General features: G+C 69.4%; 22 protein-coding genes. 6 read left to right on the forward strand and 16 right to left on the reverse strand.

Translation table 11 applies throughout. The features are described 5' to 3' along the window. Window positions 1–6 precede the first annotated feature (6 nt). From D3869_RS23085 to D3869_RS23105, 5 genes are all read right to left on the reverse strand, one after another. On the reverse strand, window positions 7–972 hold the full coding sequence (locus tag D3869_RS23085) for a hypothetical protein (protein ID WP_137142166.1): 966 nt from the start codon (window positions 970–972) through the stop codon (window positions 7–9). Window positions 973–1,128: 156 nt separating this feature from the next. Continuing rightward, the gene (locus D3869_RS23090) at window positions 1,129–1,317 is read right to left on the reverse strand and encodes a hypothetical protein (RefSeq protein ID WP_137142167.1); all 189 of its coding nucleotides are present in this window, start codon (window positions 1,315–1,317) and stop codon (window positions 1,129–1,131) included. 146 nt (window positions 1,318–1,463) lie between these two features. Then, window positions 1,464–4,367 (reverse strand): hybrid sensor histidine kinase/response regulator, encoded by a 2,904-nt coding sequence (locus D3869_RS23095; RefSeq protein WP_175426581.1) that lies wholly within the window; start codon window positions 4,365–4,367, stop codon window positions 1,464–1,466. Window positions 4,368–4,796: 429 nt separating this feature from the next. Further along, window positions 4,797–6,194 (reverse strand): amidase, encoded by a 1,398-nt coding sequence (locus D3869_RS23100; protein ID WP_137142169.1) that lies wholly within the window; start codon window positions 6,192–6,194, stop codon window positions 4,797–4,799. After that, on the reverse strand, window positions 6,182–7,414 hold the full coding sequence (locus D3869_RS23105) for an MFS transporter (RefSeq protein ID WP_137142170.1): 1,233 nt from the start codon (window positions 7,412–7,414) through the stop codon (window positions 6,182–6,184). The genes D3869_RS23100 and D3869_RS23105 overlap by 13 nt, the downstream gene beginning before the upstream one ends. A 29-nt stretch (window positions 7,415–7,443) precedes the next feature. Here D3869_RS23105 and D3869_RS23110 point away from each other — a divergent pair, with 29 nt between their 5' ends. After that, window positions 7,444–7,800, forward strand: a complete 357-nt coding sequence (locus D3869_RS23110; protein ID WP_137142171.1) for a hydroxyisourate hydrolase — start codon at window positions 7,444–7,446, stop codon at window positions 7,798–7,800. A gap of 16 nt (window positions 7,801–7,816) precedes the next feature. Here D3869_RS23110 and D3869_RS23115 read toward each other — a convergent pair whose 3' ends face one another. From D3869_RS23115 to D3869_RS23130, 4 genes are all read right to left on the reverse strand, one after another. Continuing rightward, window positions 7,817–8,632, reverse strand: a complete 816-nt coding sequence (locus D3869_RS23115) for an ABC transporter permease (protein WP_175426582.1) — start codon at window positions 8,630–8,632, stop codon at window positions 7,817–7,819. Then, window positions 8,625–9,524 carry an ABC transporter permease gene (locus D3869_RS23120; protein WP_137142172.1) on the reverse strand — a complete coding sequence of 300 codons (900 nt, stop codon included), beginning with the start codon at window positions 9,522–9,524 and terminating at the stop codon, window positions 8,625–8,627. The genes D3869_RS23115 and D3869_RS23120 overlap by 8 nt, the downstream gene beginning before the upstream one ends. A gap of 102 nt (window positions 9,525–9,626) precedes the next feature. Next, entirely contained in the window at window positions 9,627–10,673 is a 1,047-nt protein-coding gene (locus D3869_RS23125; protein ID WP_137142173.1) for an ABC transporter substrate-binding protein, read from the reverse strand. A 46-nt stretch (window positions 10,674–10,719) separates the two neighbouring features. Beyond that, a complete protein-coding gene (locus D3869_RS23130) occupies window positions 10,720–11,883 on the reverse strand; it encodes an ABC transporter ATP-binding protein (protein ID WP_137142174.1) in 1,164 nt (387 codons plus the stop codon). 522 nt (window positions 11,884–12,405) lie between these two features. On the opposite strand from D3869_RS23130, the gene D3869_RS23135 reads away from it, so the two are divergent. From D3869_RS23135 to D3869_RS23150, 4 genes are all read left to right on the forward strand, one after another. Next, a complete protein-coding gene (locus D3869_RS23135) occupies window positions 12,406–13,209 on the forward strand; it encodes a hypothetical protein (RefSeq protein ID WP_137142175.1) in 804 nt (267 codons plus the stop codon). Between the two features lie 324 nt (window positions 13,210–13,533). Continuing rightward, window positions 13,534–14,697 (forward strand): OpgC family protein, encoded by a 1,164-nt coding sequence (locus tag D3869_RS23140; RefSeq protein WP_247895991.1) that lies wholly within the window; start codon window positions 13,534–13,536, stop codon window positions 14,695–14,697. After that, the gene (locus tag D3869_RS23145; protein ID WP_137142177.1) at window positions 14,694–15,455 is read left to right on the forward strand and encodes an SGNH/GDSL hydrolase family protein; all 762 of its coding nucleotides are present in this window, start codon (window positions 14,694–14,696) and stop codon (window positions 15,453–15,455) included. Before D3869_RS23140 ends, D3869_RS23145 begins: the two co-directional genes overlap by 4 nt. 58 nt (window positions 15,456–15,513) lie before the next feature. Beyond that, window positions 15,514–16,266: an SGNH/GDSL hydrolase family protein gene (locus D3869_RS23150; protein ID WP_247895992.1), complete on the forward strand. Its 753-nt coding sequence runs from the start codon at window positions 15,514–15,516 to the stop codon at window positions 16,264–16,266. 115 nt (window positions 16,267–16,381) lie between these two features. Here the strand turns inward: D3869_RS23150 and D3869_RS23155 are convergent, their stop codons facing one another. From D3869_RS23155 to D3869_RS23190, 7 genes are all read right to left on the reverse strand, one after another. Beyond that, window positions 16,382–17,797 carry an amidase gene (locus D3869_RS23155; protein WP_137142178.1) on the reverse strand — a complete coding sequence of 472 codons (1,416 nt, stop codon included), beginning with the start codon at window positions 17,795–17,797 and terminating at the stop codon, window positions 16,382–16,384. Window positions 17,798–17,843: 46 nt separating this feature from the next. Continuing rightward, window positions 17,844–19,280, reverse strand: coding sequence for a dihydropyrimidinase (hydA, locus tag D3869_RS23160; RefSeq protein WP_247895993.1), 1,437 nt, complete (start codon window positions 19,278–19,280; stop codon window positions 17,844–17,846). A gap of 138 nt (window positions 19,281–19,418) precedes the next feature. Beyond that, complete coding sequence (locus D3869_RS23170) at window positions 19,419–20,150, reverse strand: maleate cis-trans isomerase family protein (RefSeq protein ID WP_137142181.1); 732 nt, start codon at window positions 20,148–20,150, stop codon at window positions 19,419–19,421. A 17-nt stretch (window positions 20,151–20,167) separates the two neighbouring features. Beyond that, window positions 20,168–21,499 (reverse strand): amidohydrolase family protein, encoded by a 1,332-nt coding sequence (locus D3869_RS23175; protein WP_137142182.1) that lies wholly within the window; start codon window positions 21,497–21,499, stop codon window positions 20,168–20,170. Further along, entirely contained in the window at window positions 21,496–22,278 is a 783-nt protein-coding gene (locus D3869_RS23180) for an ABC transporter ATP-binding protein (RefSeq protein ID WP_137117753.1), read from the reverse strand. The genes D3869_RS23175 and D3869_RS23180 overlap by 4 nt, the downstream gene beginning before the upstream one ends. A 3-nt stretch (window positions 22,279–22,281) precedes the next feature. Continuing rightward, complete coding sequence (locus D3869_RS23185; protein ID WP_094304680.1) at window positions 22,282–23,088, reverse strand: ABC transporter permease; 807 nt, start codon at window positions 23,086–23,088, stop codon at window positions 22,282–22,284. Window positions 23,089–23,304: 216 nt separating this feature from the next. Continuing rightward, a complete protein-coding gene (locus D3869_RS23190) occupies window positions 23,305–24,318 on the reverse strand; it encodes an ABC transporter substrate-binding protein (RefSeq protein WP_137142183.1) in 1,014 nt (337 codons plus the stop codon). A gap of 224 nt (window positions 24,319–24,542) precedes the next feature. On the opposite strand from D3869_RS23190, the gene D3869_RS23195 reads away from it, so the two are divergent. Next, window positions 24,543–25,277: a GntR family transcriptional regulator gene (locus D3869_RS23195; RefSeq protein WP_247895994.1), complete on the forward strand. Its 735-nt coding sequence runs from the start codon at window positions 24,543–24,545 to the stop codon at window positions 25,275–25,277. Window positions 25,278–25,296 lie beyond the last annotated feature (19 nt).

Genomic DNA, 25,296 nt, shown 5'->3' on the forward strand with positions numbered 1-25,296 from the left:
GGCCGATCAGCCGGCGCGCCGCTGCTCGTGCGCCGGGCCGCCGCCGAAATGGTCGAGCGCCTGGGCGAGCGCGTCGTCGAACACCTCCGGCTTCTCGGTGAAATAGTCGAAGTAGCCGTAATGGCGGCGCAGCGGCAGCTCGGTCAGGGAGCGGATGCGGTAGGCCGGGTCGTTGAGCGTGCCGCGCTCCATCAGCTCGATCACCCGGCGCAGCCGCGCCACCTCCGCCTTGTAGGAGTTGGCGAACCACTGGCGGATCTTCCAGTTCTCCACCTCCAGCTGGTTGCGCGGCACCGGCCCGATCCAGGAGACGGGGAAGGGCGCGGCCACCGTCACCTCGTCGAAGCCGTGCAGTTCCGACAGGATGATGCTGCGGTGATAGGCGCCGTCGATCAGCCCGCCGGGGGCCTCCTCGAAGCCGTAGAGATAGAGCCAGAGGGCGCTTTCCACCGCGTCGGCGGTGATGTCCTCAAGCCCGACCTCCCCGGCCATCAGGCGCCGGGCGGCGGCGTTGCCGTGCAGCAGCCCATTGCCGGAGCGGAAATCATAGGTGTTGAAGACGACGCCGACCTCGGCCTCGTTGAGGGTGCGGGCGATCTCGGCGACGGTGTCGCGGTCGCGCACCGGGGCGTACTGGCGGGCCGGCATCAGCCGCTCCAGCACCGCCGAGGGCGACAGCGGGACATCCAGCCAGCGCCGCGCATGCTCGCCCAGCACCGGGCGGAACACGCCCTTGTGCCCGAACAGGGCGGTCTGCCAAGCCTGGAGCAGCCCGCCGGACGCCCCCGTGTGTTCGAGAAGCAGGCGGCGCACGTCCTCGCCGCGCAGCCAGGCGGCCAGCACGACGATCTGTCCGGAGGTCACCGTGAACAGGTCGGGCATCCGGTCCAGGCGGTCGAGCGCCGTCAGCACGCCCGCGCCGTGCAGGTTGAACCCACCGAAGCCGCCCAGGGCGACCGCTCGTTTCTGCATATCAAAAACTCCAACCAAAGAACAACCGGCCCTCACGGCGCCGCTGTCGCGAACCGCCGCCGGGCCACCCCGCCGCCGAGCGCCCGCGGACGGGTCTGCCGAGCGTGGCGGGGCGTTACTGCCGCTGTGTCAGGGAAAAATCAGGGCCGTCCGTCGTCAGCCGACGGCCCGGCCGCCACCCAGCCGGCGCGGATCGAGGTCGGCGTTGCGCCCTTTCAGAAACGCGGCCAGCCGGCCCAGCAGGGACCGGAGATGGTCGGCGCGCAGCCGCGCGGCCTTGCGGCGGATGAGCTGCATGTCGCGTTGGGAGGGAAGGGCGGAAGCGAAGTGCGAAGGCGTGTTCATAAGGGACCTCCTCAAAGGATTGAGAAGGCGTCTCCCCCTGGGGAAAGGGCTTATCGTTATGTTGCAGTGCACAATATGGGGCAGCGCCACTGCCCCGTCAAGGTTGGTCCGCTTTTTGTCCGCCGTTCCCCGGTCCCGGTGGGCGCTCAGTCCCCGGTCTGGCTCAACGGGTTGTGGTTCAGAAGATCCTGGACGGCGCTCTGCAGTTGGCGCGGCGTGATCGGCTTGCGCACCACGGCGAGCCCGAGCGCCGTCGCGTCGTGGTCGCAGTCGGTGCCGATCTCGCCGGTCAGGATGATGGCCGGAACCGGGGATCCAACCAGGGAACGGATCTGCACGATGGCTTCGGTGCCGATCCGCCCGTTGCGCAACCGATAATCGGCAATGATCAGGTCCGGGCGGCGGCTCAGTCCGCGCAGCCGGTCCAGCGCCTGCTCCGCGGAGCCGGCCACCACCACCTCGTACCCCCATTCCTGGAAGATCGTCCGCAGGCCCAACAGGACGATCACGTCGTCTTCGACCAGGACGGCCAGCCGCCCGTCGCCGGACGGAGCGGCTTCGGCTTCGGGAGACGGAGGGGTAACGGCCGGAGCGGCGGCACGCGGCGCCTCGATGGAAAAGACCGAGCCGTGGGCCGGTTCGGAGCGGACCGTCACCGGGTGGTTCAGCAGCCGGGACAGCCTCTGCACGATGGCCAAGCCCAGGCCGAGCCCCTGGTTGCGGTCGCGCTCCGGGTTGCCGACCTGATGGAACTCCTCGAAGACCTTGGTCTGCTGTTCCGCCGAGATGCCGATTCCGCTGTCCTGCACGGTGATGCGGACGTTGCCGTTGGTTGCTTCGCAGGACACCCGGACATAGCCCGCCTCGGTGTAGCGGATGGCGTTCTCCACCAGATTGCGGAGCATCCGGCCAAGCAGCAGCCGATCGCTGCGCACCGCCAGATCCGGGGCGGGTTGGACGACGGCGAATTCCAGCCCCTTGCTCGCCGCGATGGGAGCGTAGGCCGCCTCGATCTCCTCCAGCATCGGGCGCAGGGGCACCGTACCGATTTGCGGGGTGATGACACCGGCGTCCAGGCGCGACACGTCCAGCAGGCTGTCGAGAAGGTTCTTCAACGTCTCCAGCGCGCGTTCCAGCGAGGCCAGCGGGCCGCGGCCCTTGTCGGGATCGACGTGGCGTTGCAGGACCCCGGCGAACAGCAGGGCGGATTGCAGCGGCTGGCGCAGGTCGTGGCTGGCCGCCGCCAGGAACTTCGACTTGGAGATGTTGGCCTCGTCGGCCTTGGCCTTGGCCTCGCGCAGGGCCTCCTCCATCGCCTTGCGCCCGGTGATGTCGATGTTCAATCCGCTGAGCCGCACCAGACGCCCATTGTCGTAGACGGGGCGCCCGATCGCCATGATCCAACGCACCCCGTCGCGCGGATGAAGAATGCGGAACTCCCCGCGGTAATCGGAGCGCCGGGCCTCCAGCACGTCCTTCGTGAACCGGCGCACCGTGTCCCGGTCCGCCGGGTGGACCAGTTCGAAGAAGCTGTCCTCGCCGGGCGTGAAACTGTCCGGGGTGACGCCGTACAGCCGGTACATGCCGTCCGACCAGGCCAGCGTCCGGTCGCGCAGGTCGAAATCCCAGATGCCGGCCTCCGACGCGGTCAGCGCGATGGTCAGCCGCTCCTCGCTGCGGCGCAGCGCCTCCTCCAGCGCCTTGCGCTCGGTGATGTCGAGGTTCAGGCCGCTGAACTGCAGCGGTGTGCCGTCCGGACCATAGCTGACGCGTCCGATCGACGAGACCCAGCGGATGGCGCCGCCGGGCTGGACGATGCGGTATTCCAGCCGGATGTAGGCGCGCCGTTCGGCGAGCATTTCCGTCTGGGCCTTCAGCGTGGCGATGTCGAAATCGTCGGGATGGACCACGGACCGCCAGACGGCGCTGGTCGCCTCGTGCACGGCGGGATCGAGCCCGAAGATGTGGAAGGTCTCGTCCGACCAGTGCCCCTGGCCGGCGGCCAGATCCCAGTCGAAGGTGCCGGCCAACGCCGACTCCAGGGCGAGGCTCAGCCGGTCCTTGCTCTTGCGCAGATCGTCCTCGGCCTGGCGCCGTCGTGTGATGTCGAGAAGATAGACCGACATGCCGTCCGCGTTGGGAAAGGCCCGCATCCAGAACCAGCGCCCGGTGCGAGCACCCTGGAACTCGGCGTCCGTGGGCATGTGTTCGGCCATCGCCTGATGCGCCTTCTGCCACAGCGGCGTGTCCACTAGCTCCGGAAAGGCTTCCCACAGCGACCGGCCGCGCAGGTCGCGGCCCTGGGCGACCAGGGAAACCGCCTTGTCGTTCAGGTAGGTGAAGCGCCAGTCGCGATCCAGCTCGATCACGCCGTCCACCGTGCTGCCGAGCACCGCCGCCATGCGCAGCGCGTTGCTGCGCGCCAGTTCATGCGCACGCAGGAAACGCCACAAGCTCCAGCCTGCGGTCACTCCGGCGAACAGGAACAGCCCGGTAAAGATGATGAGGGTGCGCCGTGCCGCCGCGTTGACCGGCCGCATGGATTCGTCCTTGTCCAGGCTGACATGGAGGTAAAGGTTGGGGACGCCCGCGGCCAGTGGCGACACCGCGGTGATCCGCATCCGGCCATCCGGCCCGGATTCCTCGACCACACGCCGCTCGCCCCGGTCCAGCAGGGCCTGGTAAGGCGTGTGTAGCGGTCGGCCGACGGTGTCCGGCATTTCGGGCTGGTGCGCCAGGACGATGCCGGAGCGATCGGCGATCACCACCTCCGCGTCCTCCGGCAGGCTCTTTTCGCGAAGGAACAGGTTCAGCCAAGTGGTGTCGAGAAACGCCGTGACCACCCCCGCTGGAACGCCGTTCTCGTCCTTGTAGGCCAGAGCGAAGGGGATGGAAGGGCGTCCCGTGGTGCGCGAGGTCAGGGTGGCCCCGTTGGTCTGCTCCCCCGTGGTCAGTGCCTCCCGCCAATAGCTGCGGTCGGCGACCGAAAGGCCACGCGCCCGCGGTTCGGTGGAGCACCAGATGGTCCCAGACCGGTTGCTGACGCTCACCGCCAGATACGGGGGAAACTTCGCCTTGATCCGAAGAAGTGTGTCCTGGCAGGCCGCTGGGGACAGCCGCCCGATCCCCATTTCGGTAAGGGCAACCAAAACGTGTTCAATGTCGTCGGCAATGCGTTTCTGTTCGGATTCGACCTGATCCAGAAGCTGCATCGACTCCGTGCGGATTTCCGCTTCCCGGGACTTGCGCAATTCCAGGATGTTGTACACTTCAAAGGCGATTAGCGGTAATGCAACCACAAGGAAAAGAATCGACAACCGACGCGCCGACCATCCAGGCCGCTGGTCCGGCTCGCTGGTCTTCACCCGTATCTCCCTACTCCACCCTTCTGCGGGCAAAGATTGCCAGAATACGATGGTGATTAAAACAGGCAGTCCGTTCTATCCCGATTTCTGGCCCTCCATTTCTTGGAAAAGCTGTCACACCAAGGCTGGAGCGTAACCGCAGGTGGCCTCCACCGCGGCGGCCAGCCGCAGCACCGCCGCATCGGACAGGCGCGGACCGGCGATCTGAAGCCCGACAGGAAGCCCGCCGCTCTCCGTCAGCCCGCAGGGGACCGAGCAGGCCGGGGCGTAGCAGTGATTGAACAGCGGCGTGAAGACGGCGTGGCCGCGCGGCGTCACCGGACGCCCGTCGATGGTGGCGGGGCCGAGCCGGTCGAACGGCCATGCGGTGACCGGAGTCGTCGGGCAGACCAGCAGATCGTAGCGCGCAAAGAGAGCGGCCAGCGCGCGGTAGGCTTCCTCCCGCAGATGCAGGGCGCGGGCGACCTCCGCGCCGCTGGTGCGCAGGCCGGCGTCGATCTGCTGCCCGATGTCGGGGTCGAACAGGTCCGGAGTCGCCCGATAGCGCTCGCCGTAGAGCGCGGCGAGGCCGGCGAACTGGAGGGGCATCAGGCCGCTTTCCCCGGCCCCGGCGGGCCAGACCGGGTCGGCTTCCTCGACGATGGCCCCGGCGTCGGCGAGGCGGTGGACGGCGCGCTCCACGCAGGCGGCGACGTCGGGATCGACCGGGGCGTCCAGCCCCAGCCGCCGGCTGTAGGCGACTCGCAGGCCCGCCGGGTCGGGGACGGCGGCACGGGCGAAGGAACCGGATAGGACCACCGATTGCGGGTCGCGCGGGTCCGGCCCGGCCAGAACGTCCAGCATCAGCGCCACGTCGGCGACCGAGCGGGCCATCTGGCCCATCACCGAGTTGCCGAACACCGGCTCGGCGAAGCCGATGGGGTGGGGGACGACCCCGGCCGACGGCTTCATGCCGACCACCCCGACATGGGCGGCGGGCCGGCGGGTCGAGCCGCCGCCGTCGGTGCACAGCGCCAGCGGCGCCAAGCCCGCCGCCACCGCGCTGGCCGCCCCGCCGGAGGAGCCGCCGGGCGTCAGCGTCACGTCCCAGGGATTCCGGGTCGGGCCGTGCAGCAGATTGGTCGTCACCCCCTTGCAGGCGAATTCGGAGCAGTTGGTGATTCCCGCGAAGACGGCGCCCGCGGCGCGCAGCCGGGCCACCGCCACCGCGTCCTCCGGCGCCACGAAGTCCTCGAACAGCCGCGATCCCTGGCGGACCGGCTGGCCGCGCACCCAGATGTTGTCCTTCACCGTGAAAGGCACGCCGAGCAGGGGCAGAGCCTCGCCCCGCGCGGCCCGCGCGTCGGCGGCCCGCGCCTCCGCCCGTCCGGCCTCCGGGTCGAGATGGACAATGGCGTTCAGCCGCGGATTCTCCACCGCGATCCGCTCCAGCAGATCGTCATAGAGCGCGACGGCGCTGACCGCGCGGGCGGCGACCTGTTCGGCGATCCGGCGGGCGCTCATCGTGCGCATGGGGTGTCCTCGGCAGCGGTGGAAAGGTCCGGGGTGGGGGCTGGCGGCAGGGGAATGACCAGCGCCGCGACGCCGGCCAGCGCGGCGGCGGCGGCGGCCAGATAGCCGGCGGAATAGCCGAACCCCCCGGCGACCAGAAGGCTGAACAGCGCCGGCCCGGCGACCAGCCCGGCGTAGGCGATGGCGAGCATGCCCCCCGTCGCCTCGCCCGCCCGGCCCGGCGGGGCGAGACGGGCGACCTCGGAGACGAACAGGCCGTTCCAGCCGCTCGCCGACAGGCCGAAGGCGGCGCAGACGGCCAGAAAGGCGGGCACCGGCCAGCCGGGGGTGGCGATGGCGACGAGGGCGGCGGCGACGCTCATGGCGACGCCCAGCCCGGCGAGGATGACGCGGGGCGGGGCCCAGCGCGTCGCGACGAGGCCCCAGCCGACGCGCCCCACCAGCCCGGCGCCCTGCGCCACCGCCAGCGCCGTCCCGGCCAGCGGCAGGCTCCAGTCCAGGCCGGTCACCGCGAAGCTGACCAGGAAGCCGTTCAGGCAGAGCTGCATGGCGGAGAAGGCGCAGACCGCCATGGCCAGCCGGCGCAGCGCCGGCTCCCCGGCGACCAAGTCGAGCGCGCGCTTCAGCGTGCCGCGGCCGGCGGGGCGGGGAGCGGCGCGGTCGTCGCCGTCGTGGCGGCGGGCCAGCGGCTCCAGGGCGAGCGCCAGCACGGCGGTGGCGCCCGCCACCACCATCAGGCTCGCCTGCCAGCCGAAGGACAGGACCAGCAGCGGCACGGCGAATCCGGCGGCCATGCCGCCGAACTGGTTGCCGGTCTGGCGCAGCGAGAAGACCAGCGGCCGCTTCTCCGGCGGGGTCAGCCGGGACAGCAGTTGCGTGCTGGCCGGCGTTTCCGGCCCGAAGGCGAAGCCCAGCGCCAGCGCCCCCAGCAGGAAGGCGACGGGAAGGGCGCTGGCCGACAGCAGCGCCGCCCCGGCGGCGGCGAGCAGGCAGGCCTGGCAGGTGCGGATCGCCCCCCAGCGCGCGATCAGCCCGCCCGCCCCCAGCGACGCGGGGATGGCGGCGGTGAAGACGACCGCGGTATAAAGCCCGAGAAGCCCCGGATCGACCCCCAGGTCGGGCGCCGCCTGCGGCGCGATCACCGGAATCGCGAAGAGACACAGCCCGACGAACGCCTGAACCGCCGCCATGGCGATCAGAGGCAGCAACCAGACGTTCATGGGGACTCCACAAGGAAAGGGACGGGCCGATGGCCGGCGGGATTTCGTTGCATGCGGTGGATGTGGCGCGCGGGGTGCCCGCCGAGGGGATGCGGGTGGAACTCTATGCTTTGCGGGACGGACAGCGGGACAGGCTAGCGGAAAGCCGTTTGTGTGCCAATGGTGCGCTTGACCATCCGGTGGTCGGCGGCGCGGGCGTGACGGCCGGCGTCTACGAGGCGGTGTTCCACATCGGCCCCTGGCTGCGCGCGCAAGGCGTGGGGGCGGCGGAACCGGCCTTCCTGGAGGAGGCGCCGTTCCGCTTCACCGTCACCGACGTGGCGCAGCACTACCATCTGCCGCTGAAATTCACCCCCTGGGGCTATTCCCTGTTCCGGGGCGCGTAAGTTTCGGGCCTTGGGCTCAGCGGAGCTGGCGCGACAGGCCGGCGACGCGCTCCATCACCACCATCGCCAGGACGGTGACGGCGATCAGCACGCCGGACACCGCCGCGGCGCGGACGTCCAGACTGTTCTCCAGGATCTGCCACATGCGGATGGGCAGCACCTCGTTGCGGGCGTCGGCCATGAACAGCGACACCGGGATGTTGTCGAAGCTCGACATGAAGGCGATGAAGGCGCCGGCGCCGATGCCGTTGCGGATGGTCGGCAGCGTCACCCGGCGGAAGGTGTAGAGGCGCCCGGCCCCCAGGCTCTCGGAGCTTTCCAGGAGCGCGGGGTCGAGCTGGGCGAGGCTCGCCAGCGTGGTGCGCAGGACGTAGGGCACGCTGACCACGATGTGACCGATGGCCAGCGTCAGGAAGGACAGCTCCACCCCCGCCGTGCTGAAGAACACCAGCGAGGCGAGGCCGAAGGCCAGCGCCGGCAGGACCAGCGGCGACATGAACAGCGCGTCCAGCCCGCGCGCCCACGCCCGCCGGCTGCGCCCGATGGCCAGCGCGGCGGCGGTGCCCAGCACCGCCGACACGGCGGTGACCACGGCGCCCAGCTTCAGGCTGACCAGCGCGGCGTCCTGGAGCTGCCACGCGTCGATCAGCGAGGCGTACCAGCGCAGGCTGTAGGACGGCGGCGGGAACTTCAGCGAATAGCCGTCGGTGAAGGAGGTGACGAGCACCACCAGCGTCGGCGCCGCCAGCAGCAGCAGCGCCGCGCCGGCGAGCGTGCCCATGACGAGGCCGAAGGAGGCGCTTCCCAGGGTCGGGCGCTGCATGTCAGGCATGGACGTACCCCTTGCTGGCGCGGCCCAGCAGATTGAACAGCATCACCACACCCAGCACCGAGACCATGAAGACGATGGAGATGGCGGCGGCGAAGGGCCAGTTGTGGAGCGTGATCGTCTGTTGATAGATGTATTGCGGCATGAACAGCATCTGCCCGCCGCCGACCAGCGACTGGGTGATGAAGGCGGTGACCGCGGCGGCGTAGGTCAGCAGGCACCCCGCGACGATCCCCGGCAGGCTCAGCGGCAGCGTCACCTTGAGGAAGCCCCGCCACGGCCCGGCGCCCAGCGCCGCCGAGGCGTCGAGCAGGTTGGGGTCCAGACGCGACAGGGTGGTGATCAGCGGCAGCACCATCAGCGGCATCTGCACCTGCACCAGGGCGGCGACCAGACCGCCTTCGGTGTAGAGCAGGCGCAACGGCGTCTCCGCCAGACCCAGCGACAGCAGCAGGTTGTTGACGATGCCGTCCCGCCCGAGGATGACGATCCAGGCGAAGGTGCGCACCACGACGGAGGTCAGCAGCGGCAGGATGATGATCAGGATCAGCGCCGATTGCATCCGCGGTCCGCTGCGGGTGTAGAGCCAGGCCAGCGGATAGCCGAACAGCAGCGTCAGCGCCGTGACCTTCACCCCCAGCAGCAGCGTGCTGCCGAGCACGGCCAGATTGAAGGTGTCGCCGAAGAAGCGGATGTACTGGTCCAGCCCGAACCGGGTCATCTCCGCGTCGGCGTAGAGGCTGACGGCGACCAGCAGGAGCAGCGGCGTCACGAAGAACACCGCGAAGAAGGCGGCCAGCGGCAGCGCCAGCGTCCATTCCCGCCCGATGCGGGGCCGTGCGGCGGTCGCGGGTCCGGCGAGCCCAGGGGCGGTGATGGCGGTGGCTGCGGTCATGGGCGCGATCTCTTTGGAGGAGGGAAGTGGTTGCAGTGGCCCCCCTCCCGCCCTCCCTCGCTCTCGCAGGGGGAGGGTTGGGTGGGGGCCCGTTTCCCGCCCTTACACCTTGATCTCCTTGTTGAACCGCTCGATCCAGCCGGCGCGGTTCTGGTTGATCACCGACCAGTCGTGGAACACGAAGGACGCCTTCAGCTCCTCCTGGTCCTTGGCGATCATGCGGGCGATGTCACCGTCCATCTGCACCTTGGAATTCGTCGGAATGACGTAGAAGGGCGCCTGCATCAGCTTGGTCTGCACCTCCGGCGCCATGGCGGATTCGATCAGCGCCGCCGCCAGCTTGGCGTTGGGCGAGTTCTTGGTGATGTGGGCGGTGGTCAGGAAGGCGATGGTGCCGGTCTTCGGCTTGGCGAACTCCACCGGCACGCCGCGGGCGCGCAGGATCTGGATGGCGTTGAAGTTGCCCGGGGAGATGTCGATCTGGCCCTGCTGGAACAGGGTGGCGAGCGCGCCGGGATTCGGCGCGACGGCGCCGAGATTCGGCTGAAGCTCCTTCAGCGCGGCGAAGGCCGGCTCGATGTCGTTCTCGCCGCCGCCGCGGGTCTTCGCCAGCTCGACCATGAAGGCGGTGCCGAGCGTGGAGTTCATGTTGGTGATGCCGACGCGGCCCTTGTATTCCGGCTTCCACAGGTCGTCCCAGCTCGTCGGCGGGGTCTTGACCTTCTCCGGGTTGTAGGTGATGCCGACCGCCTGGAAGAAGATGCCCGGCCCTTCGGGAAGCTGGGCCACCGGCAGAAGGTCCTGGTAGTTCTTGCTGTCCGCGACGGGGAAGGGGGCGGCCAGATCCTGGCCGATCACCGACAGGCGCGGGCCGGGGTCCATCAGCATCACGTCGATCGGCGGGTTCGCCTTGGCGGCGGACACCTTGGCGATCATGTCCACCGACAGCATCGGGTCCAGCGCGATGTCGGCGTTGCCCGTGGCCTTGCGGAAATGCGGGACGATGACGTCGCGGTGGGCTTCCTCCCAGCTTCCGGTGAAGGTGGCGAACACCAGCTTGCGCGCCTGCGCCCAGCTCATGCCGGGGAACAGGGACATGGCGCCGAGCGTGAGGCCGGCGGCGAGGATCTGGCGGCGGTCGAAGGTCATCGGCGGGCACTCCAGGGGGAGGAGGAGAGAAGGGGGAGGGGAGGAATCAGGCGCCCGCGGGAACGGCGAAGGCGCGGCAGGTCTGGGGGGAGACGGGCTGCAGCCGGACCGGCGTGCCGGGCGCGCGCAGAGCGGCGCCGGCCACGCGCGGCTCGGTCACCTTCACCTGCCCGCCGTCGGCGGTGCGCACCTCGTACACGACCACGGGGCCGAGCGGCAGGGCGAGGTCCACGGTGCCGGCGATCTGCTGGGGCGCCGCCTCGGTGGCGAGCCGCAGATTCTCCGGGCGCACGCAGAGGATGGCGGGGTCGCCCGCGGTCAAAGCGGCGTCGGGCGTGACGGCGGAGAGCATGGTCCCGGCCTCCAGCGCCACTTCGGCGACGCTTCCGGAGGTGCGGACGACGCGGCCCCGCAACTGGTTGGCGCTGCCGACGAAGCCGTTGACGAACAGGGTCCCGGGACGGTCGTAGACGTCCTCCGGCGTGCCGAATTGCTCCAGCCTGCCGCGGCTCAGCACGGCGATGCGGTCGGCCATGCTCAGCGCCTCCTCCTGGTCGTGGGTGACCATGATGGTGGTGATGCCGAAGCGGCGCTGGAGCTGCTTGATCTCGATCTGCATGTCCAGCCGCAGGTTCTTGTCGAGCGCCGCGAAGGGCTCGTCGAGCAGCAGGATGCTCGGCTGGATCGCCAGGGCGCGGGCCAGCGCCACGCGCTGCTGCTGTCCGCCGGAGAGCTGCTTGGGGAAGCGGTCGCGCATGGCGTCCAGCTTCACCAGGCCGAGCATGGCCTCCACCCGCGCCCGCACCGCGTCGCGGGCCGCCCCCCGCGCCTCCAAGCCATAGGCGACGTTCTGCGCCACGGTCATGTGCGGGAACAGCGCGTAGTTCTGGAACACGATGCCGACGCCGCGCCCGGCGGGCGGCAGGCTGTCGACCACCCGGTCGCCGATGACGACGCGGCCCAGCGTCTGCGCCTGGAAGCCGGCGAGGATGCGCAGCAGCGTGGTCTTGCCGCAGCCGGACGGCCCCAACAGGGCCACCAGCTCGCCCGCCTTGATCTCCAGCGTCACGTTGTCCACGGCGGTGGAGGCCCCGAAGCGGTGGGTGATGCCGTCCAGCGTCACCGCGACGCCCGCCGGCGTGGCGGACTCCTCCGCGGCAGGCTGCGGGACCGGCGGGTGGTGCGAACGGGCGGAGTGGAGTGCGGCCATGGGGCGTATCCTGGTGGGGCGCACCGGCGGGAACCCCCCGGTGGCGCGGCGCAGGACAGGGAAGAGCAACCCGCGTGCCATTCCGCCGCGCTCAAGGACGCTCCGGCCCCGGCTCCCCACACACTCTGGTGTTCGCCCGGACAGCCCTGTTCGGGCGCGGCGCGAAGCTGGGCAATCTGCCCGTCAAATATGCCTAAGATTTGGTCACAGCCTCAGCCGTGATCATGATGCCCGAAGCGTGGGCATAGAGGCGAGGCGCACGGGTGGGGCAAGGCAGTCGAGAGAGGTGGTCTCCCTTGTGCGCCACGCATCGCGGGGGAGGGGAGAGGTGGGCATTGGATTGTTCTTGTTGGCAACTGTCGTCCTGTATTGGCGTCGCCCAATTCAGAGCGCGCCAGCGCTCTGACCGCCCATGTCGCCGCCGGCTTTTCTTGCTGGATTTTGTGAAATCTGCTATGGAAACAGAATTGCGCAGATTTTTCCTGCCTCTCTTCTTTGATTGTCATCTTAAGGTCGCTCGTCATGAAAATCTTGTTCCCAGAGAATAAAGGGCAGCGCTATTATGACATTCATTTTCGCTATATTCTGGAGATATTTCGATATTCTGGCGCGGACATTGATTTTGCAAACATATCTTCTGAAAATGAAACCGTGTTGTTTTGCAACGTCGATGGGCAGTGGATTCTCTTTGATTTCTCCGATGCCGGTCTTTGGACGTACGATAGCAAACTTCCTGTCTTCAAGTTTCACTGTAAGACAGGAGAATCCTATCTGAATGTTTTTCCTTTTTCTCCGGTGTCCTTCTATGATTGGGATGAATTTTATCGCCTGCGTTCCGGTGTGAAATACGCTCCGGTGGGCCGCCTTGGGATCACCATGCGCCAACGCCCTTACGGCAATGCGCTTCAGCGGCGCCTTGAGGTCATGACACAGCTCCGTGTCGCCTTCGGTGACGCTTTCGCCAACGACCAGCTCCCCCAAGCCGCGTTCTGGGACGACGTGTCCAACATCCGGCTCAGCGTGTGCGTGCCCGGGCAGAACAACAACATGCTGGACCGGGGCCAGCTCCAATACATGGCCCTCGGTGCCGCGACGGTGTCGCCACGCTTGCCGGAGGTTCTGCCGTTCGACGCCAATCTGGACGGTTGCTATCTCCCCTGCGCCGACGGCTATGAGGATCTGACATCCGTGATCGCCAACGCGGATGACGCGACCCTGGAGGCGATCGGGCGCAAAGCCGCGGACGTCTTCGAGCGCAGCTGCACGCCGGCCCGGCTGGTCGAATGGGTCGAGCGCTGCATCCACGCGCATGAGCGCTTCGATTGAAGGGAGGCTCGTGGCGTCGTTGCGATCTCGGAGGTCGGGATCGGCCGGTCGGCAGGAGTTGAGCGGCCAGCGGCGCAAAGCGGAACAGCCCGTGGCCGGTGAGGGGCGAGCACCAAACTGGCGGACAAGGCATCCGGCGGGGCCGGGATGGGCCGTCCGGCACGGTGCTGCAAAGCGGCAGGGATGCGCCGCGCGTCGGCACGGGATCGCCGTTCACCGTCCGCCGAGCCGATTGCCAAGACCGGAACACCGTGCCACGGTGCGCCGCACACGAAACAAGGGCGGGGTCGGGCGGTGGCGTCGGGCGGCAAGCGCGATCTTCGGTTGGACTTTTTCCGCGGGCTGGCCCTCTGGTTCATCTTCGTGGACCATATTCCGGGCAACCAGATCGCCTGGGTGACGATGCGCAACTTCGGTCTCAGCGACGCGACCGAGGTCTTCGTGTTCATCTCCGGCTACACCTCGTCGCTGGTCTATGCGCGGATCCTCGACCAGCATGGCTGGCGGTTTGCGGCGGCCAAGGTCCTGGACCGCTGCTGGACGCTCTACATCGCCTATCTCTTCCTGTTCATCGCCTTTACGGCGCAGGTCGCCTACACCGCGCGCGTCTTCGACAACCCGCTGTTCACCGAGGAAATGGGCATCGCCGGCTTCTTCGCCGATCCCGCGGTGTCGCTGGTCCAGGCGCTGGCTCTGAAATTCCGCCCGGCCAACCTGGATATCCTGCCGCTCTACATCGTGCTGCTGCTGTCCCTCCCGGTCGTTCTGCCGGTGCTAAGGCGCTGGCCGCTGGCCCTGCTGGCCGGGTCGGTCGCGCTCTACGCGGCGGCGCGCCTCCTGGACTGGAACCTGCCGACCTACCCGGACGGCGGCGTCTGGTTCTTCAACCCCTTTGCCTGGCAGCTCCTGTTCGTGCTGGGGGCGACCATGCAGCGGCTGCCCGAGGTGGCGGCGGCGCTGACGAAGCGGCGGACCGCGCTGCTGTGGCTGGCTGGGGGGTATCTGTTCGCTTCCCTCCTGCTGGTGATCTCCTGGCAGGTCGCGCCGATGGCCGCCCTGATGCCGGTGTGGCTGGCGGAGATCCTCTACCCGATCAGCAAGACCGACCTTGATTTGCTTCGGCTCGCGCATTTCTGCGCGCTGGCCTACGTCGTCCTGCAGATCGCGCGGTTCGACAGCGCTTGGCTGCGCTGGCCGGCTCTGGCGCCGGTGATCCTGTGCGGGCGGCAGTCGCTTCAGGTCTTCTGCCTGGGCATCTTTCTGTCCTTCGCTGGCCAGACCGTTCTGAACCACTGGTCCGCCTCGCTTTTTGCCCAGTTTTCGGTCACACTCGCCGGAATCGCCGTGATGGTGGCCGCCGCGCGGGTGCTGACCTGGTATCAGTCCGTGGGACGGCCGCCCCGCCAACCGGCGTCCGCCCCGCCCGCGGCCACCGCCGCACCACTGGCCCCTGCCGCCACAGCTTCTGCCAAGGACCCGAGCGCATGAAGCGCGCGACCGTCTTGACCCTGGCCGTTCTCGCGGGACTGACCGCATCCACCGCCATGGGCGTCGCGCAGGCGGCGTCGGAGACGCCCAGCGACCCCTGCGCCGTTCCGGAAAGCGTCTACACCGTGGATGGCGCCCTGCCGCGCGCCTGGGAGCGGCTGAAGCGCGGCGGCGCGCTGCCCATCCTGGTGCTGAACTCGGCGAGTTCGCGCCCCGACACCGCCTATCCGGCGCTGCTGGAGAAGGAGCTGGCGGCCCGCTTGCCCGACCGCAAGGTCAGCGTGACCGTCCGCAGCGCGCCGGGGGCGACCGTGCAGGAGATGCTGCCGATCCTGAACCGGGAACTGGCCGCCTCCGCCGCCTCCCTGCTGGTCTGGCAGGTGGGGACGGCGGACGCCATGCGGAACATCGGGCCCGACAGCTTCGGGGAGGCGCTGGGCCGCGGCATCGCGGCGGCCCAGGGGCGCGGCGCCGACGTGATCCTGATGGACATGCAGTACAGCCCGCAGACGAGCCAGCTCATCACCTTCCAGCCCTACCTGGACTATGTGGAGTGGATGTCGCAGAACAGCGACGTGGTCCATTTCCCCCGTTTCGAGATGATGCGGCATTGGTTCGAGGAGGGCCGTGTCGGCTTCGCCCCTGACTCCAAGGAGGAGAAGCTGCAGGCCTACCAGTTCGTCCACCGCTGCCTCGGCCGCATCCTGGCCGACACCGTGTCCACCATGATCGACCGCGCCGGGAGACCCGCTCCGTGACAGGCACGCCCGCCCCCGGACCCGTGGCCGGAGGGCCGCCGTCCTCTCCGCCGCCCTGTTGTCCCTCGTCCCGTTCCTCGCCGGCCTGACCGCCACGCCCGATCCGGTGCGGGCGGCGGCCTGCGCCGTCTCCGTGCAGACCGCCGACCTCGCCGTGCCGCTGCCGCGCAGCGCTCGGGCGCTGGCCGCTGGCGGGCCGCTGCGCATCGTCGCCATCGGCTCCTCCTCGACGGCCGGGGCGGGGGCGAGCAAAGCGGAACACAGCTACCCGGCGCGGCTGGCCGAGCATCTCGGCGCGCGCTACCCTGGTCTCGCCCTGACCATTCTCAACAAAGGCGCCAACGGGGAGACTGGGCCGGACATGCTGAAGCGCTTCCGGCGCGACGTTCTGGACGAGGCGCCCGATCTGGTGATCTGGCAGGTGGCGGCCAACACCGTCCTGCGCGGCGACGATCCCGACGCGGCGGAGCAGGTGATCCGCAACGGCGTGCGGACGCTGAAGGACGCCGGACTGGACGTCGTTCTGATGGACCTGCAATACGCCCCGGCCATGCTGGCGAAGCCCCGGCACGGGGAGATGGAGGAGCGCATCGCTCGCGTCGCTGCGGAGGAGGGGGTTGGCCTGTTCCACCGCTACGCGGTGATGCGCCAGTGGGTGGAGACAGGGCAGGCCGCCATGGGCGATCTGGTCGGTCCGGACGGCATCCACCAGAACGACTTCGGCTACGACTGCGTGGCCCGCACGCTGGCCGCCTCGCTGCACGACGCCTTCAGCCTGCGGACGGCGGGGACGGTGTCCGGGCGTCCGTGAGGGTCAATGCCCCCCACCCCGGCCCTCCCCCGCTGACGCAGGGGAGGGGGATTTTGCAAAGCGGCGGCCGTCCCCTCCCCTGCGAAGCGGGGGAGGGTTAGGGTGGGGGCCGCCGTTACAGCCCCTTCGGCCAGCGATGGCGGAACCCCAGATCCCGCTCCAGGAAACGGGCGCAGCGCAGCAGCCGGTCCTCCTCGTAGGGGCGGGCGATCAGTTGCAGGCCGATGGGCAGACCGTCGGCCGTCCAGCCGCAGGGGATCGACAGGCAGGGGAAGCCGACCAGCGACACCGTGTAGGTGATCGCCAGATAGTCGATGATGGTGGACAGGCGGAAGCCGTTGATCTCCGTCACGTCGCCCTGGGCGTTGGGGAAGGGCGGCACGCTGGCGCTCAGCGTCATCAGGATGTCGTGGTCGCGGAAGAAGGCGGCGAAGCGGCGGTAGAGGGCGCTGCGCTGGGCCTCCGCCCGCAGATAGTCGGCGGCGGTCAGCCCCTTGCCCCGCGCGATGTTCCAGGCGACCGACGGGCTCAGCCGGTCGCCGTCCTGCTCCAGCGTCCGGCCGTAGGTGTGGAAGATGTGCGCCGCGCGCAGCGTGCCGAAGGCGGCGCTGGCTTCCCGGCAGTCGGGCGTGGCCTCCACGAAGTCCCCGAAGCGGCCGTCCAGCCCGCGCATCACCGCCTCGAACCGCTCGGCCAGCCCGAGGTCGACCAGGGCGGAGCCGAGGTCCGTGCTCCAGGCCACCCGCAGCGACAGCGGGTCGAGGGCGTCGAGATCCGGCACCGTCCATTCCGGGACGGGAAGGGAGGTCGGGTCGCGCGGGTCCGGCCCGCTGACGGCGGCCAGCGCCAGTGCCGCGTCGGCCACGTCGCGGGCGAGGAAGCCCTGCGTCGCCAACCCGTCCCAGGCCAGCGCGCGGCCCGGGCTGGGGATGCGTCCCGGCGTCGGGCGCAGCCCGACCACCCCGCAGAAGCTGGCCGGCGTGCGCACCGAGCCGCCGAAGTCGGTCCCCTGCGCCAGCGGCACCAGCCCGGCGGCGACCGCGGCGGCGCTCCCGCCGCTCGACCCGCCGCTGGTCTTGTCGAGGTCGTAGGGGTTGGCGGTCGGCCCGCACAGCTCGTTGCCGGTGATCGCGCCGAAGCCGAACTCCGGCGTGTTGGTCTTGCCGACGATGATGGCGCCCGCGGCCTTCAGCCGGGCGACGCTGAGGTCGTCGGTGTCGGGGATCAGGTCGGCGTAGAGGGTGGAGCCGTAGGTGGTGCGCAGCCCCGCCGTCAGCGTCAGGTCCTTGACGCCCACCGGCACGCCGTGCAGCGGGCCGAGCGGCGCCCCCGCCTCGACCCGACGGTCGGCGGCCTCGGCCGCGGCGAGCGCGGCGTCGGGGGCCACGGTGATGAAGGACTTCAGCCCGCCGTCCAGCGCCGCGATGCGCTCCAGGCTCGCCGCCACGAGGTCGCGCGCCCGGAAGCGGCGGGTGCGCACGCCCGCCGCCATCTCGGCGGCGCTCAGGCGGAACAGGTCGGGAGCGCTCATGGGCACACTCTCATGGGGCAGGGTCTCCGGTTGCGGCGGGCCGAGTTTAGAACGGCAGGATGGGGGCGGGCGAGCCCTTGGGCCGCGCCGCGGCGGGCAGGCCGCAGGGCAGGAACTCGCCGCGGCCCGGCTCGGCCAGCAGTTCGCCGTCGCGGCAGATCACCGCGCCGCGGGACAGCGTGACGACCGGCCAGCCGGTGACCTCGATCCCCTCATAGGGCGTGTAGTCCACATTGTGGTGCAGGATGTCGTTGGTGATGGTGACCGTGCGCGACGGGTCCCACAGGGCGATGTCGGCGTCCGCCCCCACCGCGATGGTGCCCTTGCGCGGGTGCAGGCCGTACATGCGGGCGGGGTTGGCGGCGGTCAGCTCGACGAACTTGGTCAGCTCCATCCGGCCCTTCATCACGCCTTCGGAGAAGAGCAGCGGCAGGCGCGTCTCCACGCCGGGAATGCCGTTGGGGACGCAGCGGAAGGGCGCCTGTTCGCCATGCACCTTCTTGCCGCCCGGCCCGTCGAAGCGGAAGGGCGCGTGGTCGGAGGAGAAGACCTGGAAGGCGCCGCCGGTCAGCCCGTCCCAGATCACCTTCTGGTTCGCGGCATCGCGCGGCGGCGGCGAGCAGATGCACTTGGCCCCCTCGAACCCTTCCCCGCCGAGGTCATCGGCGGTCAGGAACAGGTATTGCGGGCAGGTCTCGGCGTAAATGCGCAGGCCGCGCCCCTGCGCCCAGCGGATCTGCTCCACCGCGTCGGCGCCGGAGACATGGACGATCAGGATCGGCACGTCCACCAGCTCCGCCAGGGAGATGGCGCGGTGGGTGGCCTCGCGCTCCGCCACGCGGGGGCGGGAGACGCCGTGGAAATAAGGGGCGGTCTGGCCGGCGCGCTCCAGCTTCTCGGTCAGCCAGGCGATGCAGTCAGCGTTCTCCGCGTGCATCATGACCATGGCGCCCTCGGCGCGGGCGATGTCCAGCACCTCCAGGATCTGGCGGTCGTTCAGCTTCAGCGCGTCGTAGGTCATGTAGATCTTGAAGGACGTGTAGCCCTCGCGGATCAGCGCCGGCAACTCCTGGCCGAGAACCTGTTCGGTGGGGTCGGTGACGATGAGGTGGAAGGCGTAGTCGATCAGCGGCTTCCCGGCGGCGCGGCGGTGATAGTCGTCCACCGCGGCGCGCAGCGTCTTGCCCTTCTCCTGGCAGGCGAAGGGCAGCACGGTCGTGGTGCCGCCGAAGGCCGCCGAGCGGGTGCCGGTCAGGAAATCGTCGGCCATGACCGACTCGTCGCCGGTCGGCTGGTCGAAATGGACGTGGCCGTCCACCCCGCCCGGCAGGACGAGCAGGCCGGCGGCGTCGATCTCCTCCCGCCCGGCGGCCATCCCCTCGCCCAGCGCGGCGATCCGCCCGCCGCGCACGCCGACATCGGCCTTGAACACGTCCGACGCGGTGGCGACCGTGCCGTTGCGGATGACCAGATCGAAGTTCATGTCCTTTTCTCCCATCGTGACGTTTTGCCCCCTCCCTAACCCTCCCCCGCTGACGCAGGGGAGGGGACGGCCGCCGCTCCGCAGAAGGCACCCTCTCCCGCGAAGCGGGGGAGGGCCGGGGTGGGGGCAATACTCCGCTCAGCCATGCAGCTCGTGGAACAGGCTGCCCCAGCCCTCGACGCGGCGGGTGTCCACGCCGGTCATGCGCAGCGCCTTCCACACCACCGTGGACACCGTGTCGTAGACGGGGATGCCCAGCGCCTTCTCCATGCGCTCGGCCACCGGGGCGCCGCGCATGTTGGTGCAGACGATGGCGATCGCCTCCGGCTTGGACTCCGCGACCTCCATGCACATCCGCTCGATGGTCTCCTCGGTGACCTCGGAGAAGGAGAAGTTGCCGCGGTCGTTCAGGTGCCGCTCCGCCACCACCTCGAACCCGGCGGCGTTATAGTTGGCGACCATCTTCTCCTGGATCTCGTGCAGATAGGGGCTGACGATGGCGAAGCGCTTGCGCCCGGTCGTCTCCAGAATCTCGTTCAGCGCGAGCATGGAGGTGCAGGCGGGGATGCCCGTCTCCGCCTCGATGGAGGCGCACAGCTTCTCGTCGGCCGCGAAGCCCAGCCAGCCGGCCGAGGTGCCGTTCCAGCCGATCACGTTCAGCCGGGCGTCGGCGAGCAGCCGGGCGGCGTCCAAAAAGGGCGCGTCGGTGAACTGGTCCAGCGCCGCGGCGCGCAGGGAAATCTCCTTCACCGTGAAGCGCCCGAAATGGGCGGTCACCTCCGGCAGGCCGCTCAGCATTGCGGAGGTGACGGGCTCCAGCACCGTGTTGGAGGAGGGGGTCAGCATGCCCAGAAGGACGCGGTTGCTCATATCCATGGTTCTCTCGGTCAGGCGCGCGCCCACAGCGCGCGGGCGGCCTTGTCGGCCTCGGTGCAGATCTCGTTCAGGTCGGCGCGGACGGGGCGCCCGTCCGCGACCAGGGTTTCGCCGTCCACCAGCACCATCTCCACGTCGCGGCCCTGCGCGGTGTGGACGAGCGTGCCGAGCGGGTTCATCAGCGGGCGCAGATGCGGGCGTCGGGCGTCGAAGACCACGAGGTCGGCCAGCTTCCCCACGGCCAGCGTGCCGATCTCCTCGGCCATGCCCACCGCCTGCGCGCCGCCCAGCGTCGCCATGCGGAACACGTCGGTGGGCTGCCAGGCGGCAGTGACCCCGCCCTGCTGGATGCGCGCGGTGGCGAGCGCCCAGCGCATCGCCTCCACCATGTCGCCGTGCTGCGTGTCGGTGCACAGCGCAAGGTTCACGCCGGCCTCCTTCAGCTTCGGCGTCGGCGCCAGCCGGCCCGAGGCGGCGTTGCATTTCGGCACATGCACCGCGTGCGCCCCGGCGCGGGCGAGGCGGGCGATGTCGCCGTCATCCACATAGAGGCAGTGGGTGGCGAGCAGCCGGTCGTTCATCAGCCCGCACTCGTCCAGCAGTTCCGCCGGGGTCAGGCCGGTGGAGGCCTTCACCCGCTCCACCTCCACCCGGCTCTGCGCCAGATGGGTGTTGACGCGCATGGAGCGCGCCGCAGCCTCGTCCGCCAAGGTGCGCAGAAAGGCGGGGGAGCAGGTGTCCGGCGCGTGGGCGGCCATCTGCACGCGGATGCGCCCGCCGTTGGCGCCGTTCCAGCGGGCGTGCAGATCCAGTGTCCGCAGCAGCAGGTCGGAGCCGATGGCCGGGTCGAATCGCCATTCGCCCTGGGCCACGCGGGCGAAGTCCACGTCATGGACGCGCCAGCTCGCATGGACGCGCAGGCCAAGCTCGGCGATGGCGTCGAGCGTCGCGTCGGCGTGAACGAAATGGTCGCAGATCAGCGTCGAGCCGGACAGCAGGGCCTCCACCGCGCCCAGCCGGGCCAGCGCGCGGGCCTCCTCAGGCGTGGCGTCGGTGCCCTTGGGCACGCCCGGCGTGTAGGAGGGGGCGAAGCCGAGATCGGCGGCGACGCCGCGCACCATCACCAGGACGGCGTGCAGGTGCGCGTTGACGAAGCCCGGCGTGACCACCCGCCCCGGCAGGTGGCGGACCTCGGCGGCGGCGGGAAGCCCCTGCGATGCCGGGGCGAGATGGACGATGCGGCCGTCGCGGATGCCGATGGTGGCGTCGTCCACGACGCTGCCGACGGCCTCCCCGGTCAGGGCGGTGACGCCGGTCAGCAGCAGATCGAGCCGGCCGGTCACGCGACGGCGGCCTGCCGTTGCTGCATGCCCTCCTCACGGATCAGGTTGAGGATGTGGCGCTTGTGGTCGTTGAAGCGCGGGCCGGTGGTGTCGCGCGGGCGCGGCAGGTCGAGCGCGATCAGCTCGCGGATGCGGCCCGGACGGCTGGTCATCACGGCGACGCGTGTGCCCAGCACCAGCGCCTCGTCCACGCTGTGGGTGACGAAGACGACGGTGCAGCGCTGCTTCTGCCAGATGGCGACCAGTTCCTCCTGCATGTCCATCTTGGTCTGGGCGTCGAGCGCCGCGAAGGGCTCGTCCATCAGGATGACCTGCGGGTTCAGCAGAAGAGCGCGGGCGATGCCGACGCGCTGGCTCATGCCGCCCGACAGCTCCGCCGGGAAATGGTTCTCGAAGCCGCGCAGGCCGACCATGTCGATGTATTCCTGGGCGGCGTCGCGCCGGTCGGCCTTGCGCCAGCCCTTCAGGCGCAGGTGGAAGGCGACGTTCTCCCACACCGGCAGCCAGGGCATCAGGTTGGCCTGCTGGAAGACCATGCCGCGGTCGGCGCCGGGGCCGTCTACGGCCTTGCCCCCCACCGTCACGGTGCCCTCGGTCGGCTTCTCGAAGCCGGCGATCATGTTCAGCAGCGTGGACTTGCCGCAGCCCGACGAGCCGAGCAGGCAGAGGAACTCGTTCTTCTCAACCGACAGGCTGACGTCGTCGATGGCCAGCAGGTCGCGCTTGCGCTTGGCGTCGCGGAAGATCTTGGTGATGTTGCGAAGCTCGATGGAAGCCATCGCTCAGCCCTCCCGGCTTTGGAGCGTGGAGCCGTGCTGCCAGTGCAGCGCGGCGGACATCAGGACCTTGATGAGGGCGTCGGTCGCGTAGCCGAGCAGGCCGATGCTGGCCATCGCGGCGAGCACGAGGTCGTAGCGCAGGAAGTAGTAGCTGTCCCACAGCACGTAGCCGAGGCCGCTCTTCACCGCGACCATCTCCGCCGTGACGGTCAGCATCCAGGCCGCGCCGATGCCGATGCGCAGGCCGGCGAAGATGCTGGGCAGGGCCGCCGGGAACACGACGTGGCGCAGAAGCTGCTGCTCCGTGGCACCCATCATCGAGGCGGCGCGGATCAGGTTGCGGTCGGCGGTCTTCACCCCGTGGATGGTGTTCATCAGGATCGGGAAGAAGGCACCGAGGAAGACCAGGAAGATGGCCGGCTTGTTGGCGATGCCGAACCAGATGATCGCCAGCGGGATCCACGACACCGGCGGCACCGGGCGGAGCATCTGGAGCGTCGGCTCCACCGTCCGCTCGACCCAGCGCCACCAGCCGATGGCGATGCCCAGCAGGACGCCGCTGACCACCGCGATGCCATAGCCGGCGGCGACGCGCGTGGCGCTGGACAGGGCGTCGGCGAGCCAGCGCCCCGTGTTGCCCTGCGAGGTCTCGTCGAAGCCGAAGATCCAGTCGCCCCAGGTGTGCAGCACCACCGACGGGGCCGGCAGCAGCGCCGCTGGCAGGAAGCCGGACCGGGAGAACGCCTCCCAGGCGGCCAGGATGAAGAGGGGAACGACGGCGCGCTCCCAGGATTTCGACAATGCCGTCATGGCCCGGTTTTCCTATCCCGTCATGTTCATAGCCCTCTCCCCTCCGGGGAGAGGGTGGCCCGTAGGGCCGGTGAGGGGGGTGCGCATGGCGGAACGTCCGTCATAAGCGCAACCCCCTCACCCTGACCCTCTCCCCGCTTTCGGCGGACCAAAGGTCCGCCTGCCGCGTCAGCGCAAACTTCGTTTGCGCGTGAGCGGAGGGGAGAGGGGAAATTCTTAGAAGCCCAGCTCGCTCTTCGGCTTCTTGGTGACGGCTTCGAGGAAGGTGTAATTCAGGTTCTTCTCCGCGGCGGCGGTGACGTCGTTGGAGATGTACTTCAGCTCGCGCATCATCGTGGCGATGGCCAGCGTGCTGTCCTTGTGGATGGCGTAATCCGGGGAGGCGTTCTTCAGCGCCTCGGCGGCGACGGCCTTGTCCATGCCGGTGTATTTGTTGATGACGTCCACCCACACGGTCTGGTCGGACTTCAGCTTGTCGACCAGGGCGACGACCGAGCCGACGGTGGCCTCGACCGCCTTCGGGTGGTCCTTGATGACGTCGGAGCGGGTGACGATCAGGTTGGTCAGGTTGCCGGCGGCCTGATCATAGGGCAGGGCGAAATGCGTGCCGACGCCGGTCTGGCGGATCTGCGAGGCGAAGGGCTCCACCGTGCAGATCACGTCCACCTCGCCGCGCTGGAGGGCGGCGGCGTGGTCGGACGGGTTCGGGATGTTGATGAACTGCACGTCCTTGTTGACGTTGATGCCGTGCTTCTGGAGGGCGCCGCGCATGTGGATGTCCTGCGCGTTGCCGCGGGACGCCGCGACGCGCAGCGGCTCGCCCTTCTCCTTGCGCTCGGCGATCAGCGTCTTCAGCCCGTCCCAATCATCGGCCTTCAGGGTGATGCCCTTGCCGACGACGATCTCCGACCCACCGTTCACCTGACCGGACACGGCCACCACGTCGAAGCCCTTATCGAGCGCCGTGATGTAGTGCAGGTAGGTGACCTGGGCCATGTCGATGCTCTTCGACACCAGCGCGGTCAGCACGTCGTTGCCGGAGTTGAAGTTGATCGCCTCGATCTCCACGCCCTTGGCGAGTTCCGGGGTCAGCGCCATCGGCAGGCAATGGGCGCATTTGGCGAAGCCCAGCTTCAGCTTCTCCGCGTCGGCCGCCTGAGCGGTGGCGGCGGCGGAGAGGGCGAGGAAGGCAGCGGTGACGGTCGTCAGGGTGAGGGACCGGAACGTCATGAAAGAGGTGCTCCCGATGCGGTTGCGTCCCTCCTCCTTTCGCAAGGTCCGTGCCAAATTGTATACAATATTATAATCGCCAATTTATTGGCTGTTTTCAGCTGTTTAGGGCATATTGAGCGAAGTCGGCCGCAGTGGAACGGTCTTGCCTGAATTTTGGGCATGGCGCATCATTTCGGCATGCATGCCCAAGTATGCAGCACTTTCGGGAGTGGTGGGTCAGGATGGACAGGATCAAGACCATGAAGGCGCCGGCCCGGCCGATCCGCCGCGCGACGCTGCATCATTCCGCGGTGGAGGAGCTGCGGGCGATGATCCTGGACGGGGAGTTGCCGCCCGGCGTGCGCGTCCCCGAGGTCCAGCTGTGCGAGCAACTCGGGATTTCCCGCACGCCGTTGCGCGAGGCGCTGCGGGTTCTGTCATCGGAAGGGCTGGTGGAGCTTCGCCCGCACCGCGGCGCCATTGTCGCGCCCGTGGACCCCGACGAGATCGGCGCGATCTTCGAAGTGATGGACGCGCTGGAACGGCTGGCCGGGACGCTCGCCTGCCGCAACGGCTCCGATGCGGAGTTCGCGAAGCTCGACCGGATGCACGACCAGCTGGTCACCCAGCACGAGGCGGGGGAGCGCGCGGCCTATTTCCTGACCAACCGCCAGATCCACGCCCAGATCGTCGCCATGGCCCGCAATCCGGCGCTGGAGGCGACCTACGCCGGCTTTGCCGCCAAGATCCTGCGCGCCCGCTCGCTCGCCAACTACGACACCGGGCGCTGGCAGGAATCGGTGGACGAGCATGCGGGCTTCATGACGGCCTTCCGCCGCCGCGACGCCGAGGAGGCGGGGGCCCTGCTGGCCGATCACAGCCGCCGCACCGCGGTGGCGGTCATCCAGGCTCTGCGCCCCGCGGCGGCTCAGGGGGAAAAGGCGGCGGCCGGGGCCGAGCCGATGGACGCGGGATGATTCGTTCGATTAAGGCTTG

It is taken from the genome of Azospirillum brasilense (assembly GCF_005222205.1).
Lineage (GTDB): Bacteria > Pseudomonadota > Alphaproteobacteria > Azospirillales > Azospirillaceae > Azospirillum > Azospirillum brasilense_G.